The following is a 17,045-nucleotide window of genomic DNA, read 5'->3' as shown; positions in this document are numbered from 1 at the left end:
TGGCACGCGGGCCGTCACGCCACGCGGCGGCGCTCCGCGTACTCCGCCACCTCCGCCATCGGCGGCCGCTCCTCCGTGTCCACCGCGTACGTCCGAGGCGTGAACCCCTCCTCGGACCGCTCGAACTGCGTGAGCCGCGGCCGTACGAGGTGTCCGCGCGACAGCCGCAGCTGCGCCGTGCGGTAGATGGCCGCCGCCATCCGGCCCAGCGCCTGGCCGTCCTGGTGGCGGTGCTTGCGCACTCCCACGTCCACCTGTGCGAGCGCGTCGAGGCCCACGGTGTGCAGCGCGTCCACCAGCAGGCCCAGCTCCACTCCGTAACCGACGGGGAACGGCAGCTGTTCGAGCAGCGAGCGGCGCGCCGCGTACTCGCCGCCCAGCGGCTGGACGAAGCCGGCGAGCTGCGGCCAGTGCAGGTTGAGCAGCGGACGCGCCACCAGCTCCGTCACCCGACCGCCCTGACCTGGAGCGTCGCCGAGCGGGCGGTCGTACATCGCCTTCACGAAGTCCACGTCCGGGTCAGTCAGGAGCGGCCCCACGATGCCGGAGACGAAGTCCGCCGAGAAGTCCCTGAGGTCCGCGTCCACGAAGCAGACCACGTCCCCGCTCGTGACCATCAGTGACCGCCACAGGACCTCGCCCTTGCCCGGCAGCGCCGGTATCCGGGGCAGGATCGCGTCGCGCGCCACCACCCGCGCGCCGGCCGCGGCGGCCACCTGGGCCGTACGGTCGGTGGAGCCCGAGTCGACCACCACCAGCTCGTCCACCAGCGGCACCGCCTCCGTCATCAGCTCGCGGCGGATCACCGAGACGATCGTGCCGACCGTCGCCTCCTCGTTCAGCGCGGGCAGCACGACGCTCACCTTCGTACCGCGCTTGGCGGCGAGGATCCGCTCCAGCGGACGGTCGGCCACGGACCAGGACCGCCGGGCGAGCCAGCGCTCCACTTCTTCCAGCAACGTGATCTCCATCTCGCGGATCGGACGACCCTCTCAGGCTCCGAAGGCTTCGGTTACAGTCTTGAACAACGCGGATCCCCGATGCATGTCGGGGTGCCGACCGCGATCCACAATCGAATACCGCTCATCCAGAGGGGCAGAGGGATACGGCCCGTTGAAGCCCCGGCAACCCTCCAGTCGGTTTGTCTCGCCCAGCGAGGCCCCCGGCTAGGGAAGGTGCCAAATCCGTCTCATGGCGAAATGCGTCATGAGGAAGATGAGGAGAAAGGGCCTCGCCTCCATGGCTGTTCAGACCGTCGCATCCGCGACCACCTCCGTCGACCTCGGTCCCGCATCCGGCCTCTCCTGTCGCGAATGCGGCGAGACCTTCCCGCTCGGCCCGATCTTCGCCTGCGAGCTGTGCTTCGGCCCCCTCGAAGTGGCCTACGACCTGCCGACCGGCGACCCCGAAGAGCTGCGCAAGCGCATCGAGGCCGGCCCGGCCAACGTGTGGCGCTACGCCCCGCTCCTGCCCGTCCCGGCCGACGTCGCCGAGAAGCCGAACCTGAACCCCGGCTGGACCCCGCTCGTCCAGGCCGACAACCTGGCCCGCGAGCTCGGCGTCGAGCCCGGCAAGCTGTTCGTCAAGGACGACTCAGGCAACCCGACCCACTCCTTCAAGGACCGGGTCGTCGCCCAGGCCATCGAGGCCGCCCGCGCCTTCGGCTTCACCACCCTCTCCTGCTCCTCCACCGGCAACCTGGCCGGCGCCGTCGGCGCCGCCGCCGCCCGGGCCGGCTTCCGCTCCTGCGTGTTCATCCCGCACGACCTGGAGCAGGGCAAGGTCGTCATGGCCGGTGTCTACGGCGGCGACCTCGTCGCCATCGAGGGCAACTACGACGACGTCAACCGCTTCTGCTCGGAACTCATCGGCGACCCGCTCGGCGAGGGCTGGGGCTTCGTGAACGTCAACCTCCGCCCGTACTACGGCGAGGGCTCCAAGACGCTCGCGTACGAGATCTGCGAGCAGCTCGGCTGGGTCATCCCGGACCAGCTGGTCATCCCGATCGCCTCCGGCTCCCAGCTCACCAAGATCGACAAGGGTCTGCAGGAGCTCATCAAGCTGGGTCTGGTCGAGGACAAGCCGTACAAGATCTTCGGCGCCCAGGCCGAGGGCTGCTCCCCGGTCTCCGCCGCCTTCAAGGCCGGCCACGACGTCGTACGCCCGCAGAAGCCGAACACCATCGCCAAGTCGCTCGCCATCGGCAACCCGGCCGACGGCCCGTACGTGCTCGACATCGCCCGCCGGACCGGCGGCGCCGTGGAGGACGTCGACGACGAGCAGGTCGTCGACGCCATCAAGCTGCTCGCCCGCACCGAGGGCATCTTCGCCGAGACCGCGGGCGGGGTGACCGTCGGCGTGACGAGGAAGCTCGTCGAGAACGGCGTCATCGACCCGTCGAAGACCACCGTCGTCCTCAACACGGGTGACGGACTCAAGACCCTGGACGCCGTGGCCGACACCTCTCAGGCGACCGCCACCATCCGCCCGAGCCTCGACGCGTTCCGCGACGCCGGCCTGGCCCACTGACCGCTCTTAGGAAGGCACGCACCGACATGGCCGTGAACGTCCGTATCCCCACCATCCTCCGCACCTACACCGGTGGCCAGTCCGAGGTCGCCGCCGAGGGCGCGACCCTCGCCGAGGTCATCGCCGACCTGGAGAAGAACCACGCGGGCATCGCCGCGCGCGTCCTCGACGACCAGGGCAAGCTGCGCCGCTTCGTCAACGTGTACGTGAACGACGACGACGTGCGCTTCGAGCAGGGCCTGGAGACGGCCACGCCGGACGGTGCCGGTGTCTCCATCATTCCGGCCGTCGCCGGAGGCTGCTGAGCCTTGACCGCGGTACTCCCCGCGGTACTCCCCGCGGTACTACCCGCGGTACTACCCGCGGGTACCGAAGTTCCCTGAATTGCCCCTTCCGCAGCAAGAAGCGGAAGGGGCAATTCTGCATGGTTGAGCGCGGTAGAGTTGGGGAAGTCCCCTCCGCTGCGCATGCCAGCCGCATATGAGAATGCGCCTCGGCACGACAAGAAGCAGCCAAAGTGCCCGTGCCTTGTGTACCTTCTGCGCACTTTGCCGGGCCCGACTTGCCCCGGAATTCAGCGTAATCTCCCCAATTCCCCTTTCCGGCGTGCCCAGAATTCTCGTCCGATTGACCTGTTGCAGAGGGCAGTTGGGCAGATACATTCAGCCGCGGTCGACGCGTTCCGGCGCAGGGTCTGACCCGGGTCCGCGAAGTGCGGATCCGCGCAAGGGCCAGTAATAGGGGAGTTAGGCATGGCTCAGGGCACCGTCAAGTGGTTCAACGCGGAGAAGGGCTACGGCTTCATCGCGGTCGACGGTGGTGCGGATGTTTTCGTCCACTACAGCGCGATCCAGATGGACGGCTACCGCACCCTTGAAGAAGGGCAGCGGGTCGAGTTCGAGATCTCGCAGGGCCAGAAGGGTCCGCAGGCGGACATGGTCAAGCTCGCCACCGCCTGAGCGCGGCGCGATCGGCCACCGACGCACTTCCGTCGAGGGGCCCGCATCCTGACCGGGATGCGGGCCCCTCGCGCGTGCGCGGGCACGTACGGGCACGTGTGTACGGGGGGCGCGTACGGGTGCGGGTGCGGGTACGTGTACGGGCGCGTACGGGCAGGCGTACGCGGGTACGTGTACGGGACCGGGGCGCCGGGTTGTGCGCCCGAGAGGTGGTCGATCCTCCGTAGTCGCTTGCACTCGCATGGGGCGAGTGCTAATCATTGGCGTTAGCACTCTCACGCTGAGAGTGCTTACGAGGATCGGGCAGACGAGGCCGCCGACCGCGTGGGGCAAGGAACCACGAGGACGCGCCGGCCGTCCGTCGCGGGCGTCGGCGCGGTCCTGGAGCGTTATCCACCCCATGTCCGGGAGGACCACTTCACATGGCCAAGATCATCGCGTTCGACGAGGAGGCCCGGCGCGGTCTCGAGCGCGGCATGAACCAGCTCGCTGACGCCGTCAAGGTCACCCTCGGCCCGAAGGGCCGCAACGTCGTCCTCGAGAAGAAGTGGGGTGCCCCCACGATCACCAACGATGGTGTCTCCATCGCCAAGGAGATCGAGCTCGAGGACCCGTACGAGAAGATCGGCGCCGAGCTGGTCAAGGAAGTCGCCAAGAAGACGGACGACGTCGCCGGCGACGGTACGACCACCGCCACCGTTCTCGCCCAGGCGCTGGTCCGCGAGGGCCTGCGCAACGTCGCCGCGGGTGCCAACCCGATGGCCCTCAAGCGCGGCATCGAGAAGGCCGTCGAGGCCGTCTCCGGCGCGCTGCTCGACCAGGCGAAGGAGGTCGAGACGAAGGAGCAGATCGCCTCCACCGCCTCCATCTCCGCCGCCGACACCCAGATCGGCGAGCTCATCGCCGAGGCCATGGACAAGGTCGGCAAGGAAGGCGTCATCACCGTCGAGGAGTCCCAGACCTTCGGTCTGGAGCTGGAGCTCACCGAGGGTATGCGCTTCGACAAGGGCTACATCTCGGCGTACTTCGCGACCGACATGGAGCGCATGGAGGCCGCGCTCGAGGACCCGTACATCCTCATCGTCAACTCCAAGATCTCCTCCGTGAAGGACCTCCTCCCGCTCCTCGAGAAGGTCATGCAGTCGGGCAAGCCGCTGCTGATCATCGCCGAGGACGTCGAGGGCGAGGCCCTGTCGACCCTGGTCGTCAACAAGATCCGAGGCACCTTCAAGTCCGTCGCGGTCAAGGCTCCGGGCTTCGGCGACCGTCGCAAGGCCATGCTGAACGACATCGCCATCCTCACCGGCGGCACGGTCATCTCCGAGGAGGTCGGCCTCAAGCTGGAGAACGCCGGTCTCGACCTCCTGGGCCGCGCCCGCAAGGTCGTCATCACCAAGGACGAGACGACGATCGTCGACGGTGCCGGTGACAGCGAGCAGGTCGCGGGCCGCGTGAACCAGATCCGCGCCGAGATCGAGAACTCCGACTCGGACTACGACCGCGAGAAGCTCCAGGAGCGCCTGGCGAAGCTCGCCGGTGGCGTCGCCGTCATCAAGGCCGGTGCCGCGACCGAGGTCGAGCTCAAGGAGCGCAAGCACCGCATCGAGGACGCCGTCCGCAACGCGAAGGCGGCCGTCGAGGAGGGCATCGTCGCCGGTGGTGGCGTGGCCCTGCTGCAGGCCTCCGCGGTCTTCGAGAAGCTGGAGCTGGACGGCGACGAGGCCACCGGTGCCAACATCGTCAAGCTGGCCCTGGAGGCCCCGCTGAAGCAGATCGCCGTCAACGGTGGTCTCGAGGGCGGCGTCATCGTCGAGAAGGTGCGCAACCTGCCCGTCGGCCACGGCCTGAACGCCGCGACCGGTGAGTACGTCGACATGATCGCCGAGGGCATCATCGACCCCGCCAAGGTGACCCGTTCCGCGCTGCAGAACGCGTCCTCCATCGCGGCCCTCTTCCTCACCACCGAGGCCGTCATCGCCGACAAGCCGGAGAAGGCCGCCGCGCCGGCCGGCGGCGGCATGCCGGGCGGTGACATGGACTTCTGATCCTGACGGATCGGAAAGCTCCATAAGGACGCCGAAGGGCGGCACCCCGAGAGGGTGCCGCCCTTCAGTCATGCGCAGGTCTCTGACGGTCAGCGCACGTCGACGTAGTCGTTGTACGCCGCCGGCGCGTTGAAGTGCGTGCCGTCACCGTTGTGCCGGATGGTGTACGAACCGTCCACCGTGGCCGTCGTCCGGAAGGTCACGGCGCCGTTCGCCGCGGTGCGGCCGGTCGCCAACTGCTTCCACGCCGTGGAGCCGCGCGCCTGGAACCACAGGGTCACGGGAGCGTTCCCGTACCCCTTCCACACGCCGCCGACCGCCTGCTGGAGCGTGCCGGTCACGGTCATGGCCGCGCCCTTGCGCACCGGCTCGGGGTTGGCGTTGACGCCGATGATCCGGGTGGAGGTGCGGACCATCCGGAACGTGACACTGGTGGACTCGGTGAACTCGTTGCTCAGCACGTGCCGGACCCGGAAGAAGCCGCCCTGGCTCCTGCCGTTGAGGTTGTAGAACGCGGGGTAGCTGTTGTTGCCGAGGGAAGCGGTGGCGATGGTCCGCCAGCCGGTTCGGCCGTCGGCCGAGTTCTCCAGGAGCAGCGTCTCCGGAGAGGTCCAGCTGAACCACTGCTTCGGGTTGTACCAGGGACGGAAGGCGCCGATCACATTGACCTTGCCGTCCGCGGCAAGGGTGCCGCGGGCGACGAGGACCCGGGCCTCCTGAGGCATCGCCAGCTGGCCGTTGACGCCGGCGAAGTACAGGAACGGGTCGGTGGAGGAGACCGTCCAGCCGTCCACCCGGATGCCGGGTGTGGCCGGGAGCTGGGCGCTGAAGCGTCCGTCCGCGTCGGTCGAGACCGTCTGAGTGACGGGGGTGCCGTAGTAGCCGGAGGCCAGGCTCACCCGGACCTGCTGGTCGGCCACGGGGGCGTCGGCGTTGTTCGGGTCGGTCATCCGGCCGGTGACCGTGACCTTCTCACCGGGCAGCACGCGGGCCTTGTCGGCGGTGGCGGTCACGTTCACGCGGCGGCTGTTGTAGCCGAGGAGCCCTCGCGTGAAGTCGGCCGAGCCGTGCACCTGCTCGCTGTTCTCCGCGTACGAGACGCGGAACTCCTCGCCGATCTTCACGTCGCCGTACGACTCGCCGGTGAACGCGCCCTTGTCGTCCGTGGTCGCCGTCTGCGCCGGGGTGCCCTCGGCGGTCAGGCGCTGCACGGTGATGCCGCGGCCGGGGATCGGGACCAGGTCGCCGGAGCCGGGCTGGACGCCGACGAGCGTGCCCGACGGACGGGTGCTGCGGTCGTTCCAGCTGGGCGCCGAGAAGCCGATGTCGAGCTGCGGCTTCAGGGTGAAGTCGAGCGTGCCGGCGTCGGTGCGGGTGAGGGTGTTACCGAGGGAGTCGGTCGCCGTGATGTCGATGGCGTACTTGCCGAGCTCCGGGATGGTGCCGCCGTCCTCGACGAGCTTGAGGGCCTCGCCGGCCGCCAGGGAGAAGTAGTTCTGGTTCCAGGTGGCCTGGGTGAGGGCGGGGACGGCGGCGACGACGGTGTCGCCCTTGCGGATCTTCGCCGAGACGGCGGTGACGGTGGCGGAGGGGGCGTCCGTCCACGTGTTCACGTGGAAGGCGCCGCGCTGGTACTCCTCCGTGACGGCGTGGCCGATTCCGACGGTGGCCGGCGCCGGGGGTGTCGGGTCCTCGGCGAGGGCGGGGGCGGTGCCCGCGCCGAGTGCGAGGACGGTCAGCGCGGCGAGCGTGGACGCGGCGCGCGAGGAAGGGCTGAGGTCAGAGCGCATCGATGTACTTCCCCTTCGCCTCGCTGTAGAAGTAGCCGTTCTGCGACTGCTTCAGCACGATCCACGAGCCGTCGCCGTAGTTCTTGGCCTTGAAGTTGAAATTGCCGTAGGTGTTGGTGGGGACGTCGCGCTTCACCCAGTACCACTGGCGGTCGCCCTTGGGCCGGAAGAGGAGCATGACCTTGGCGCCGGCGAGCGGCTTCCAGGCCGTGCCGATCTTCTTCTGCACGGTGCCGGTGACCGTCATGTACGAGTTCACGCGCGGCCGGGTCGGGCTGATGGTGAAGGCGGAGAAGCGGGTCTCGATGCGGGAGAGGCTGACCGGGGCGCTCTCGCGCGCGGCGAAGAGGTCCGTCTCGTAGTGGTACAGCCGGTAGGTGGCACTGACGTAGCCCCAGGTCGTGATGTCGACCTTGCAGTACGAGAAGCTGTTGTCCCACTGCATCTTGCCGTACTTCAGGTTGCCCCAGGTGCGGCCCTTGTCGAAGGACACCTGGAGGTACACCGGCTCGTTCTCGCAGCTGCCGCCGTTGACGCGGGCGGTGGCGTGGACGGAGCCGAACTCGTCCAGGGTGGTGCGGACGCCGCTGTACCAGATGGGCTGCGGGACGGCGATCTCGCCCTGGTCGAAGTTGATGTTCTGGTAGTACACCGAGGGCCGCAGGAAGGTGTACACCTGCGTGGCGTACGTGGCCCGGGCGCCGTACGAGAAGGTGCCGCCGGCCGTGGTGGTCCCGCTGCCCATCACGTTCGTGCCCGGGTCGGTGCGGTCGTAGTAGTCGGGCTCGGTGTTCCTCGTGACCACCGGGACGTTCGCGAACGGCTGCCAGCCGTCCTGTGTCAGCCGCTCCACCCGACCGGAGACGGTGACGTCGGTGCCCTTGGCGACACGGTACTTGTTCAGGTCCGCGTTGATCCGGTACTGGAGGGTCTCGACGCCGACCTCCGGCACCTTGTAACCGGCGTTCGGGTCGGTGTCGGCGGCGGCGTCGACGACGGTGGCGCTGCCGCCGCGGATCACCGCGTTCGGCGTGAACGGCATCGTGAATCCGCCGTCGGCGCCGGTGACGGCGGCCGCGTCGACGGTCCGCCTGCCGCCGCCCATGATGTCGCTCAGGTCGATCGAGATCTTGACCTTGGTGCCCTCACGGGCCGGCGTCCGGGCGCCGGTGGACGGGTCCCAGGTGGTCGCCGTGCCGGACAGGACGACGTCCCGCTTGTCGTAGCTGGTGGTTGTGCGGTCGAAGGACAGCTTGCTGACACCGGTGTGCAGCTTGTGGCTGTAGGTGCCGCCGGTCCACTTCTGGACGGTGCCGGAAGGCAGCCGGTACTCCACGACGACCGGGTAGTCGCCCAGCGGCGTCCCCTCGGGCAGCTTCAGGGCTTCCGCGGTGGCCCAGCCGTAGGGACGGTCGGTGGCCTCGTCGGCGGACTGCCAGCTGACGTCGTCGGTCGAGGCGAGCACAGCGGCGTCCGGGGCGCTGGAGGCGAGGACGCTGACCTTCACCCACAGGGCTTCGGATGTCAGGTCGACGACGATCCGGCCGTCGTCGGAGGTGGTGGTACGGGTGACGCCTGCCGCGTAGACGGCGGGCGCGGTCACCAGGGCGGGCAGGGCGAGACCTGCCGTCAAGGCGAAGACGGTGGCCGCACGCGCGAGGGCATGCGGACGGGTGCGCGTAGAGCGCATGAAAGGGACCCCCCACAGGTCGGACAGGGCGGCGCGCGTGATCGGTGCTGAGCTGGCGCCGCGTCGTAGGCACGATAGCGCTTGATGGTTGAACGTGTTCACTGGATTGCCGGGTGAGCGGCCGGCATCCGTCGGAGAGATGCTGGTGGGAGGGGCGGGGGGCCGAGGCGGGAGGCGAAAGAATGTCATGATCACGCTGCTGACCACCCCGGCGGACCGCGAGCTGGTCATCACCCGCACCTTCGACGCCCCCGTGCGGCGCGTCTGGGAGGCGTGGACGCGCCCCGAGCACGTACGCCGGTGGTACGGCTCCGCCGCGCTGACCATGTCGGTCTGCGACATCGACCTGCGCCCGGGCGGCGCCTGGCGCTGGGGCCAGCGCACCCCCGAGGGCCAGGAGATCGTCTTCTCCGGCCGGTACGAGGAGGTCGTCCCGGTCGAGCGCCTCGTCTACACCGAGCTCTTCGAGCAGATGCCGGACGCCGCCCCGGTCCGCGTCACCCTCACCTTCGACGCCACCCCGACCGGCGGCACCGCCCTGACCAGCACCTCCTTCTGGCCCACGTCGGAGGTCCGGGACCAGGCGCTCGCGGCGGGGATGGAGGCCGGGGTGCGGGAGCAGTACGACCGGCTGGCGGAGTACTTGAAGGCGATGGGTCAGGAGACGTAGTCCTTGAGCTTGTCGGTGTCGAGGGTGATGTCGACGGGGGAGGGGAGGGGGACGGGGTCGCCGAAGGGGTGGGACTCCTCGGTGCGGTAGGCGCCGTGCTCGGGCTCGGTGAAGACATGGAGCGTGGTCGTCTCGCGGTCGACGAGGAGATAGACGGGGATGCCGACGGCGGCGTAGCCGTCCCGCTTCTCGACGAGGTCGCGGTTGCGGGCCTTGGCGCCGGGGGACGTGACCTCGACGACCATGAGCACGCCCTCGGGGGCGCCCCACATGTCGGGGCTTGCGACGAAGTGGTCGATGGGTGCGAGCGCGCCGTCCGCGATGGCGCGGCCGTTGCGGTAGGTGTCCACCTTCAGCTCCTGCTCCGGATAGAACATGAGCTCGGGCCGCTGTTGCATGCAGACGCGCAGCAGCCACATGACGATGGCCTTGTGGAGTTGGTCCGGCAACGGCTTGACCTTCAGCTCCCCGTTGACGAATTCGAGCTTCACGCCCTCGGGCGCGACGCGGGCGAGTTCCTCGAAGTCCTCGACGGACAGGTCCGGGTGGTCGTCAGCGGGTGCGTCGGCGGATGCGTCGGCGGGGTTGGGGGTCATGGGCTCGCCTCCTTCCCTCCATCCTGCCCCGCAGTCGGGCCGGACGAGCTGAACCGTCATGTGCGGGTCCCCTTCATTTCCTGGCGGATGGCGGCGACCCTGGCGCGGACGTCGGCTTCGGGCAGGTAGTCCCTCTGAGGTGCGGCGGCCGTGCCGCGGCACGGGGCGCAGTGGCCGTCGACGAGGGAGTCGGTGTAGTCGGGAGCGCCGCATTCGGCGCATTCGAGCACGCGGCGGGGGATCTGGTCGCGGCGGATCGGCTCCGGCGGGAGCTTGTCGGTCAGCCGGCGTCGGGCGAGGGCGGCCGGGTGGTGGACGGGGGTCGGCAGGCCGTTGAGCAGGGCGCGTACGACGTCGTCCTCCTCGGCGTCGCGGGCGAACCACTCCTCGACGAGGGGCGCGAGGGCCTGGCACTCGGCGTGCGAGAGGGACATCGCGGCGTTCGTCCGCCCGAGCGCGGCGAGCAGGATGTACGCCCGCGAACGCGTCGCCCGCTTCGGCTCGCGCGGCACGTCCCCGCGCCGGAACGCGGCCCACCAGACGTGGTCACGAGCCGTCCGGGTGAACCACGTTCGCGTGATCCAGCGCCCGTCCAGGCACTCGCGCCCGCGCCGCAGATGCCCGGCCCGCTGGATGCGGTTGAGCGCGGTGCGCAGCGCGCACTGCCCGTACGGCAGGTGCTTGGCCAGCGTCTTCACCGAGATGTCGCTGCCCTCGGGCAGTCGGTCGATGTACGCGGCGATGGCGGCCTCGCGCGGCGGGAGGTGCGCGAAGTCGGCGGCGGAGCGGGGGTGTTCGTACCGGGTGGAGCGCTTGCCGTAGCCGGGGTTGGCGAGGGGATGGAGGGGAGCACTAAGCTCGGCATCAACCATGGCGTCGAGGTTCTCTCTCGATTCGGTGGTGAGACCCCCTTCAGGTGTTGGCGCACCTGCTGGGGGTCGTTTGCGTTCTGCACGACTCTCGGACGTCACCGTAGAGGCATATGACGCTGTGTGGCAAGCCGGTTGCGAAGCGTCAACTCGCAGGGTGGGTGGGCGGGTTCAATCCAGGCCCGATTCCCTTCCGAAGTAACACGGCTCGAATCTCGATGCTTGAGCTTCGGGCCGGGGCGCCGTGCTCGCCGTCGCTCAACGAGCCGTCCTCACTTCCTCGATGAACTCACTCCAGGCGGCGGCCCGGAACACGAGCTTCGGGCCGTCGGGGTTCTTGGAGTCGCGGACTGGGACGATGCCGGGGTGGTCGTCGGAGACTTCGAGGCAGTCGCCGCCGCTGCCGCCGCTGTACGAGGACTTGCGCCAGGTGGCCACCTCGACGCAGTCGCCGCCGTCGCCGCCGCTGAAGCTGGACTTGACCCACACGGCCGTGCTCAGGTCGTACTCAGAGATGTCGATCTTCATGCGCGTAATCCTCCGCCACGGACTCGATCAGGGCCAGGGAATCTCGCGGGGACGACGCGGTGGCCCCGAGCAGATCGTAGGTGAGGGTGTGTCGCGCGACCGTGGCCGGATCGTCCTCAAGCCGTCCCGTGCCCAGACCCTGGAGGTACACCAGAGGCGGCGCGTCCTCGAAGGACATCAGCTTCATCGAGCCGGTCATCGGCCCGTACGCCCCCGCCCTGAACGGCAGCAGCTGCACGATCACCCGGTGCCGCCTCGCCAGCCCCGCGACGTGCCCCAGCGCCTCCGCCATCACCGCCGGGCCGCCGACCTCCTGCCGTAACACCGCCTCGCCCAGCACCACCCACAACAACGGCTTTGTTGGGTCGTCGAGCAGCCGGCCGCGTTCCAGTCGCGCCGACACCAGGTCGTCGATCTCGTCCTCCGCCGCCGTCGGCTGATACGCGCGGAAGACCTCCCGCGCGTACGCCGGGGTCTGGAGCAGTCCCGGGACCAGCAGCGGGGCGAACTCCTTGATTCCCGTCGCCTCGGCTTCCGCCTCCGCCGCCTCCGCGAAGTGGTCCGGGTACTTCGACTTGTTCGCCGCCTTGCAGTTGCGCTCGAAGAAGCCGTTCGTGCCCAACACCTCGTCCAGTTGGACCGCCATCTCCGGCCGGATGCGGCGCGTGCCCGCCTCCATCTGACCCACGTACGACCCGCTCACGAAGACCCGCTCGCCCAGGGACTCCTGGCTCAGGGCCCTGCTCTCTCTCGCGTGGCGGAGCTCCGCGCCGATTATCGCCCTGGGAGACATCGACGGTTCCCTGTTCTTTCCGGCGTCAGCCATATCAACTCCCGCTTGGGCATCTGGGGTTGTTGGGGCGAAGTCACTGTTCTCCAGCATGCCTCCGGTCGACACTCTCCGTAAGGGAAATCGATACACAGAGTGGAAAGGCCGCTACCATGACCCCCTCGTCCGTCCAGCCCGTCCAGGACGTCGTCGCCCAGCTCAAGGCGGGGCTCGCAGCGCACGGCATCACGCTCCCCTCCCTCGGAGTGGACCCCGTCACCCTCGCCGCGTCCGGCGGCGGCTTCACCCATCCGCTCGTCGAGCTCGGGCGCTGCAACCTCGACACCGCGCAGCGGCTCGTCGTCGCGCTCGCGTGCACGCCGGAGGGTGGCCGGTGAAGGAGGGGGGCTATGTCATCGACACCCGCGACGGGCGGATCGGCCAGGTCATGGGGCGGGAAGGCCCCTGTCTCCAGCTACGGCCGCCGGGCGGCGGGCGGGAGTGGGACTGCCCGCCCGAGGCGCTGGTGCCCGCGCCGCCGGGCGAGGTGCTGCGGGCGCGCGTACGGGCGCTCAACAGGGAGAGGCGTGCCGCTGCCTCTGGGGCAGGGCTGAGGCCGGCCGACACGAACGGCGACGGCGACGGCGACGGCGAGGGGAGCGCGTCGGCCTCGCGCGGCTGAGCCCGAAGGCGCCGCAGCTCCACGTGTTCCGGGGGAGGGCGCGGCGCGGCCGGTCAGGGGAGGTCGTACCGGAGCAGGGCCCGCGCGACCGGCTCGCCGGTGCGGCGGGCGTACGCGGTGCGCTCCTTGACCTCACGGAGAGTGCGGGGCCGCCAGCCGGGCCCGCCGCAGCAGCTCTTGTGGAACGCGATCCCCGCGTTCAGGACGACGGACAGCGCCCGCCAGCCGTTCCGGTCCCGCCGTGGCGGCGGCGCGAACGCCGACCCCGCGTGGATCATCACCCGCGCACACCGCGGACAGCGCCGCTCGCGCCAGGCGTCGTAGGACTGCTTGTACGAGGCCCGGCACGGCAGACACACGTACGAGGTCTTTCCGTGGCTCATGGCGCCAGGCTAGGCGGCGAGGCGGCGGCCGGGCCATGGAATTCCACGGCGGACGAGGGCGCCGGTGCCTAGGGTCGGGCCGTATGGAGCTCTCCGCGATCACCCTCGACTGCGCCGACCCGCTCGCGCTCGCCGACTTCTACCACCGCGCCACCGGCCTGCCCCCGCACCCCCGCAACCACGCCGGCTTCGCCGGACTCCAGCGCGAGGGCGGCCTGTTGCTCGGCTTCCAGCGCGTCGACGGCTATCGGGCGCCGCGGTGGCCGGGCCAGGACGTGCCTCAACAGGCGCATCTCGACTTCGACGTCGACGACCTCGCGGAGGCCGAGGCCCGGCTCCTTGCCCTGGGCGCCACACGCCCGGAGCCGCAGCCGGACCCCGGCCGCTTCCTGGTGCTCATCGACCCGGCGGGACACCCGTTCTGTCTGTGCCCGCGGCGGGCGGTGTGACGAACAGGCCCGTCCAGAGGAAGGGTTCGCCGAAGGTCGGGGAGTCGGCCGGTTCGTCGCGCATGCGGCGGAGTTCGATCTCCGTCAGGTCGGAGAAGAGCGCGCGGAGGGCTTCGGCGGTGTAGGCGAGGCCGCCGTGCAGGGAGCGGTCGCGGTAGAAGGCGGGGTCGGGGAGTTCGGAGCCCATGCCGCCGGGGCCGGCGGCGAAGCAGGTGAGGGCGAAGTGGGCGCCGGGGGCGAGGTGGCGGGTGAGGAAGGCGAGGTAGGTGGGGCGGCGGTGGGGCGGGAGGTGGTGGAAGCAGCCGGAGTCGTAGATCAGGTCGTACGGGCCGCGGTCGCCGATCGCGTCGAGGGTGAACGCGTCGCCGTGGAGGTAGCGGACGCCGGTGTCGTGGCCCTGCTCGCGGGCCCACTCCAGCGCGGTCGCGGACAGGTCCACCGCGTCGACCTCGTAACCGCGGGCGGCCAGATGGCGGGCGTTCCGGCCCGGGCCGCAGCCGAGGTCGAGAGCGCGGGCGCCGGGAGCGGGGCTCGGGAGCAGGCCGCGGTCGAGGTGGTCGACGAGGTTCTCGTCCGGTTTGTCGACGAAGAACGGCACCGGGCGGTCGCGGTCCTCGTAGAAGCCCTGCCATTTGGCGGTGTCGGCGGCGAACAGGCCGTCCAGGAGACGGAGTACGTCCTCGGCGGTACGGGTGGTGCGGTCCACTGCGGTCCCCTTCCGTGTCAGGGAAACGCTAGGGGAGGTAGGAGGGAAAGCCCAGGTCAGGGCTGGTCTGGCGAGATCCTGTGCGGGGGTGTGACGGGCGGGCGCGGGAGGGGCGGCCGCCCCGGTCCCGGGGGTGCGGGGCAGGGGCGGGAAGGGGGCATGGAGCTGCGTCTCAGGGGCTTTCCGGGAGGAGGCCGGGCACTTTTCTCCACGCGTTCCGGCGGGCCCACGGGCTGAGTTGGACGACGCCCCACGCCACCTCGACGACCAGGAACAGCCCCACCACCGGGGCCGCGCCGTGCGCCAGCGCGTACGCCTGCCAGCTCGCGAACAGTGCGCGCGCGACCCCGTCGAGGAGGCCGTACAGCGGAAGCGGGCGCAGAACGCGCAGGAGGGACCAGACCATCACCACGGAGCCCATCAGGTTCGCGTACAGGACCGTCAGCCGGTCGGCGGGGCCGCCCGGGGCCAGGGCGTCGTGCAACAGCCGGCGGCTGGTCGACGCGCGGATGACCGAACTGGGCACTCTGCGCGCCGAGCTGGCGGCCAGGATCGGGGCGGACTGCCCGTTGGGGAAGGACCGTTAGGGCGGGCCGGTTCAGGCGGACGGGGCCGCCACCAGCTTCGGGTCCTGGCCTGCCCGGCGCAGCGACTCCGCCACGAAACCGTTCGCCTTCAGCTCCTCCACCGTCGCCCGCAGGAACGCCACCGTCTCCGGCGACCGCCCGACCGTCGTCCCGACCGCCTGGCGGATCTCCATGAACCGCTCGTCGATCAGTCGCACCTCCGGGTGGGCCGCCGCGTACGCCGTCATCGGCTGTCGGATTCCCGCGCCCGCCTCCAGCTTCTGCTCCGCGAAGGTGTCGACGCCCTCCTCGCCCCGTACGAGCTCCGCGTGCGCCAGGGTGCGGGTGAGGAACAGGTCGTACGCCGAACCCGCCTTCACCCCGATCCGCACGCCCGGCGCGTCCACGTCCGCCGGCGTGCGGAGCGCGGAGTCGCGCGGGACGGCGTACACGCCCTCGATGACGACGTACGGCGCCGTGAACGCCACCTCCGCCTCGCGCGCCGGCTCGACTGCGAGGAAGCACAGGTCGGCCCGGCCCGAGGCCATCGCCTCGTACGACTTGCGCGCCGCGTCGAAGCAGAGCAGCTCCACGGGCAGGCCGAGCCGTGCGCCGATCTCGCGTGCGAGGTCCACGGTGATGCCGGACGGGGCGTCCGGGGTGCCCTGGGCGAGGACGGGGTTGCCCAGGTTGATGGAGGCGCGCAGGGTCCCGGTGGGGGCGAGGTCCGCGGCGATGGTGCCGGTCGTCGCGTCGGTGGCGGCGTCAGTCGTCACGTCGGTCGTCGCGTCGGTCGTGCGGTTGGTCGTGGCGTCGGTCATGGTCGGAGTCTAGGCAGCGGTCCGCCGGTGCGCGGCGTCGAGCAGGGCCAGCTCGTCGGCGGTCAGCGCGATCGCGCCCGCCGCCACGTTGGCCGCGAGGTGGGCGAGGTCGCCCGTGCCCGGGATGGCCAGGAGGTGGGGGCCCTGGTGGAGGGTCCAGGCGAGGCGGATCTGCGCCGGGCTCGCGTCGTGGGCGCGGGCGACGGCCAGGACCTCCTCGGGCTCGGCGGCCTTGGCCCCGCTCTCCCGGCCGGCTGCGGCGATCGCGTAGAAGGGGACGAACGCGATGCCCTGCTTGCCGCAGTCGCGCACGAAGTCGGCGTACTCCGGGCGGACCCCGATCCCGTACATGTTCTGCACGCAGACCACGGGGGCGATCCGCCGCGCCTCCGCCAGGTGCTCGGGGGTGATGTTGGAGAGGCCGAGGTGACGGATGAGGCCGGCCTCGCGGAGTTCGGCGAGTGCGCCGAAGCGCTCGGCGACCGAATCGGTGCCGAGGACCCGGAGGTTGACGACATCCAGGTGGTCGCGGCCGAGCTGGCGCAGGTTCTCCTCGACCTGGGCACGCAGCGCCCGCGGGGTGCGCGCGTGCTCGGCCCAGGCGCCGGAGGCGTCACGCGCGGGGCCGACCTTGGTGGTGATGACGAGGTCGTCGGGGTAGCGGCCGGTGGGGGAGGCGAGGGCGCTGTTGATGAGCTCGTTGGCGGAGCGGAGGGAGGAGAAGTAGAAGGCCGCGGTGTCGATGTGGTTGACGCCCAGCTCGACCGCCCTGCGCAGCACGGCGATCGCCTGGTCGCGGTCCCTCGGCACGGCGTGCTCGACGAGCGCCTCGCCGGTCTGCGGCAGGCGCATGGAGCCGAAGCCGACGCGGTTGACGGTGAGGTCGCCGAGGGTCCAGGTGCCGGCGGCGGAGGCGTGGACGGAGGCGTGGGTGTGGGTCTGGGGCTGGGGCTGGGTCTGGGTGGTGGTTGGCATCCCGGGATGATCTCCCGG

General features: G+C 70.5%; 20 protein-coding genes and 1 riboswitch. Of the genes, 8 read left to right on the top strand and 12 right to left on the bottom strand.

The genetic code is table 11. From position 1 onward, the window contains the following. Positions 1–14 precede the first annotated feature (14 nt). Positions 15–959, bottom strand: coding sequence for a glucosyl-3-phosphoglycerate synthase (locus ACIRSU_RS32235; protein WP_403800094.1), 945 nt, complete (start codon positions 957–959; stop codon positions 15–17). A 121-nt stretch (positions 960–1,080) separates the two neighbouring features. Beyond that, positions 1,081–1,222, top strand: a riboswitch (SAM riboswitch). On the opposite strand from ACIRSU_RS32235, the gene thrC reads away from it, so the two are divergent. The 4 genes from thrC to groL all read left to right on the top strand — a co-directional run bounded on the left by thrC (position 1,216) and on the right by groL (position 5,533). Further along, positions 1,216–2,529, top strand: coding sequence for a threonine synthase (gene thrC / locus ACIRSU_RS32230; RefSeq protein ID WP_403800091.1), 1,314 nt, complete (start codon positions 1,216–1,218; stop codon positions 2,527–2,529). Its footprint overlaps the riboswitch before it by 7 nt. Positions 2,530–2,555: 26 nt before the next feature. Next, the gene (locus ACIRSU_RS32225) at positions 2,556–2,834 is read left to right on the top strand and encodes a MoaD/ThiS family protein (RefSeq protein WP_403799763.1); all 279 of its coding nucleotides are present in this window, start codon (positions 2,556–2,558) and stop codon (positions 2,832–2,834) included. 447 nt (positions 2,835–3,281) lie between these two features. Beyond that, complete coding sequence (locus ACIRSU_RS32220) at positions 3,282–3,488, top strand: cold-shock protein (RefSeq protein ID WP_046911137.1); 207 nt, start codon at positions 3,282–3,284, stop codon at positions 3,486–3,488. Positions 3,489–3,910: 422 nt separating this feature from the next. Further along, entirely contained in the window at positions 3,911–5,533 is a 1,623-nt protein-coding gene (gene groL / locus ACIRSU_RS32215; RefSeq protein ID WP_403799759.1) for a chaperonin GroEL, read from the top strand. Positions 5,534–5,622: 89 nt separating this feature from the next. On the opposite strand, the gene ACIRSU_RS32210 is transcribed toward groL, so the two are convergent. Continuing rightward, a complete protein-coding gene (locus tag ACIRSU_RS32210) occupies positions 5,623–7,323 on the bottom strand; it encodes a hypothetical protein (protein WP_403799757.1) in 1,701 nt (566 codons plus the stop codon). Then, positions 7,313–8,956, bottom strand: coding sequence for a hypothetical protein (locus ACIRSU_RS32205; RefSeq protein WP_403799754.1), 1,644 nt, complete (start codon positions 8,954–8,956; stop codon positions 7,313–7,315). The genes ACIRSU_RS32210 and ACIRSU_RS32205 overlap by 11 nt, the downstream gene beginning before the upstream one ends. A 244-nt stretch (positions 8,957–9,200) precedes the next feature. Between ACIRSU_RS32205 and ACIRSU_RS32200 the strand changes: the two genes are divergently transcribed. Then, the gene (locus ACIRSU_RS32200) at positions 9,201–9,683 is read left to right on the top strand and encodes an SRPBCC family protein (protein ID WP_403799752.1); all 483 of its coding nucleotides are present in this window, start codon (positions 9,201–9,203) and stop codon (positions 9,681–9,683) included. On the opposite strand, the gene ACIRSU_RS32195 is transcribed toward ACIRSU_RS32200, so the two are convergent. The 4 genes from ACIRSU_RS32195 to ACIRSU_RS32180 all read right to left on the bottom strand — a co-directional run bounded on the left by ACIRSU_RS32195 (position 9,671) and on the right by ACIRSU_RS32180 (position 12,502). Next, on the bottom strand, positions 9,671–10,279 hold the full coding sequence (locus ACIRSU_RS32195) for a Uma2 family endonuclease (RefSeq protein WP_403799750.1): 609 nt from the start codon (positions 10,277–10,279) through the stop codon (positions 9,671–9,673). The two genes, ACIRSU_RS32200 and ACIRSU_RS32195, sit on opposite strands and share 13 nt — an antisense overlap. A 56-nt stretch (positions 10,280–10,335) precedes the next feature. After that, positions 10,336–11,151 carry a hypothetical protein gene (locus tag ACIRSU_RS32190; RefSeq protein ID WP_403799747.1) on the bottom strand — a complete coding sequence of 272 codons (816 nt, stop codon included), beginning with the start codon at positions 11,149–11,151 and terminating at the stop codon, positions 10,336–10,338. 255 nt (positions 11,152–11,406) lie between these two features. After that, on the bottom strand, positions 11,407–11,676 hold the full coding sequence (locus ACIRSU_RS32185) for a DUF397 domain-containing protein (RefSeq protein WP_403799745.1): 270 nt from the start codon (positions 11,674–11,676) through the stop codon (positions 11,407–11,409). Then, entirely contained in the window at positions 11,657–12,502 is an 846-nt protein-coding gene (locus tag ACIRSU_RS32180) for a helix-turn-helix domain-containing protein (RefSeq protein WP_403799742.1), read from the bottom strand. The genes ACIRSU_RS32185 and ACIRSU_RS32180 overlap by 20 nt, the downstream gene beginning before the upstream one ends. A gap of 116 nt (positions 12,503–12,618) precedes the next feature. On the opposite strand from ACIRSU_RS32180, the gene ACIRSU_RS32175 reads away from it, so the two are divergent. Both ACIRSU_RS32175 and ACIRSU_RS32170 read left to right on the top strand, forming a co-directional pair. After that, entirely contained in the window at positions 12,619–12,843 is a 225-nt protein-coding gene (locus ACIRSU_RS32175) for a hypothetical protein (protein ID WP_403799739.1), read from the top strand. Then, on the top strand, positions 12,840–13,127 hold the full coding sequence (locus tag ACIRSU_RS32170; protein WP_403799736.1) for a hypothetical protein: 288 nt from the start codon (positions 12,840–12,842) through the stop codon (positions 13,125–13,127). The genes ACIRSU_RS32175 and ACIRSU_RS32170 overlap by 4 nt, the downstream gene beginning before the upstream one ends. Positions 13,128–13,180: 53 nt before the next feature. On the opposite strand, the gene ACIRSU_RS32165 is transcribed toward ACIRSU_RS32170, so the two are convergent. Beyond that, entirely contained in the window at positions 13,181–13,510 is a 330-nt protein-coding gene (locus ACIRSU_RS32165; protein ID WP_403799733.1) for a deoxyxylulose-5-phosphate synthase, read from the bottom strand. An 83-nt stretch (positions 13,511–13,593) separates the two neighbouring features. Between ACIRSU_RS32165 and ACIRSU_RS32160 the strand changes: the two genes are divergently transcribed. Then, positions 13,594–13,959, top strand: coding sequence for a VOC family protein (locus tag ACIRSU_RS32160; RefSeq protein WP_403799731.1), 366 nt, complete (start codon positions 13,594–13,596; stop codon positions 13,957–13,959). Here ACIRSU_RS32160 and ACIRSU_RS32155 read toward each other — a convergent pair. The 4 genes from ACIRSU_RS32155 to ACIRSU_RS32140 all read right to left on the bottom strand — a co-directional run bounded on the left by ACIRSU_RS32155 (position 13,907) and on the right by ACIRSU_RS32140 (position 17,027). Then, complete coding sequence (locus ACIRSU_RS32155) at positions 13,907–14,665, bottom strand: class I SAM-dependent methyltransferase (protein WP_403799728.1); 759 nt, start codon at positions 14,663–14,665, stop codon at positions 13,907–13,909. The genes ACIRSU_RS32160 and ACIRSU_RS32155 overlap by 53 nt on opposite strands. 172 nt (positions 14,666–14,837) lie before the next feature. Beyond that, positions 14,838–15,191, bottom strand: a complete 354-nt coding sequence (locus ACIRSU_RS32150) for a hypothetical protein (protein ID WP_403799726.1) — start codon at positions 15,189–15,191, stop codon at positions 14,838–14,840. Between the two features lie 72 nt (positions 15,192–15,263). Further along, positions 15,264–16,052 (bottom strand): transporter substrate-binding domain-containing protein, encoded by a 789-nt coding sequence (locus ACIRSU_RS32145; protein WP_403799723.1) that lies wholly within the window; start codon positions 16,050–16,052, stop codon positions 15,264–15,266. 9 nt (positions 16,053–16,061) lie between these two features. Next, positions 16,062–17,027: an aldo/keto reductase gene (locus tag ACIRSU_RS32140; protein ID WP_403799721.1), complete on the bottom strand. Its 966-nt coding sequence runs from the start codon at positions 17,025–17,027 to the stop codon at positions 16,062–16,064. Positions 17,028–17,045: the final 18 nt, after the last annotated feature.

The sequence above is a fragment of the Streptomyces sp. NPDC101160 genome, assembly GCF_044768205.1.
Lineage (GTDB): Bacteria > Actinomycetota > Actinomycetes > Streptomycetales > Streptomycetaceae > Streptomyces.
The sequence above is the reverse complement of the archived record's forward strand: the minus strand, read 5'-3'. Positions and strand labels throughout refer to the sequence as shown.

What these genes read in the sequence shown, in the direction of transcription:
- ACIRSU_RS32200 (WP_403799752.1), top strand. Translation starts at nt 9,201, where the DNA reads ATGATCACGCTGCTGACCACCCCGGCGGACCGCGAGCTGGTCATCACC.
- ACIRSU_RS32195 (WP_403799750.1), bottom strand. Translation starts at nt 10,279, where the DNA reads ATGACCCCCAACCCCGCCGACGCATCCGCCGACGCACCCGCTGACGAC.
- groL (WP_403799759.1), top strand. Translation starts at nt 3,911, where the DNA reads ATGGCCAAGATCATCGCGTTCGACGAGGAGGCCCGGCGCGGTCTCGAG.
- ACIRSU_RS32160 (WP_403799731.1), top strand. Translation starts at nt 13,594, where the DNA reads ATGGAGCTCTCCGCGATCACCCTCGACTGCGCCGACCCGCTCGCGCTC.
- ACIRSU_RS32165 (WP_403799733.1), bottom strand. Translation starts at nt 13,510, where the DNA reads ATGAGCCACGGAAAGACCTCGTACGTGTGTCTGCCGTGCCGGGCCTCG.
- ACIRSU_RS32225 (WP_403799763.1), top strand. Translation starts at nt 2,556, where the DNA reads ATGGCCGTGAACGTCCGTATCCCCACCATCCTCCGCACCTACACCGGT.
- ACIRSU_RS32140 (WP_403799721.1), bottom strand. Translation starts at nt 17,027, where the DNA reads ATGCCAACCACCACCCAGACCCAGCCCCAGCCCCAGACCCACACCCAC.
- ACIRSU_RS32185 (WP_403799745.1), bottom strand. Translation starts at nt 11,676, where the DNA reads ATGAAGATCGACATCTCTGAGTACGACCTGAGCACGGCCGTGTGGGTC.
- thrC (WP_403800091.1), top strand. Translation starts at nt 1,216, where the DNA reads ATGAGGAGAAAGGGCCTCGCCTCCATGGCTGTTCAGACCGTCGCATCC.
- ACIRSU_RS32220 (WP_046911137.1), top strand. Translation starts at nt 3,282, where the DNA reads ATGGCTCAGGGCACCGTCAAGTGGTTCAACGCGGAGAAGGGCTACGGC.
- ACIRSU_RS32175 (WP_403799739.1), top strand. Translation starts at nt 12,619, where the DNA reads ATGACCCCCTCGTCCGTCCAGCCCGTCCAGGACGTCGTCGCCCAGCTC.
- ACIRSU_RS32210 (WP_403799757.1), bottom strand. Translation starts at nt 7,323, where the DNA reads ATGCGCTCTGACCTCAGCCCTTCCTCGCGCGCCGCGTCCACGCTCGCC.
- ACIRSU_RS32190 (WP_403799747.1), bottom strand. Translation starts at nt 11,151, where the DNA reads ATGGTTGATGCCGAGCTTAGTGCTCCCCTCCATCCCCTCGCCAACCCC.
- ACIRSU_RS32180 (WP_403799742.1), bottom strand. Translation starts at nt 12,502, where the DNA reads ATGGCTGACGCCGGAAAGAACAGGGAACCGTCGATGTCTCCCAGGGCG.
- ACIRSU_RS32145 (WP_403799723.1), bottom strand. Translation starts at nt 16,052, where the DNA reads ATGACCGACGCCACGACCAACCGCACGACCGACGCGACGACCGACGTG.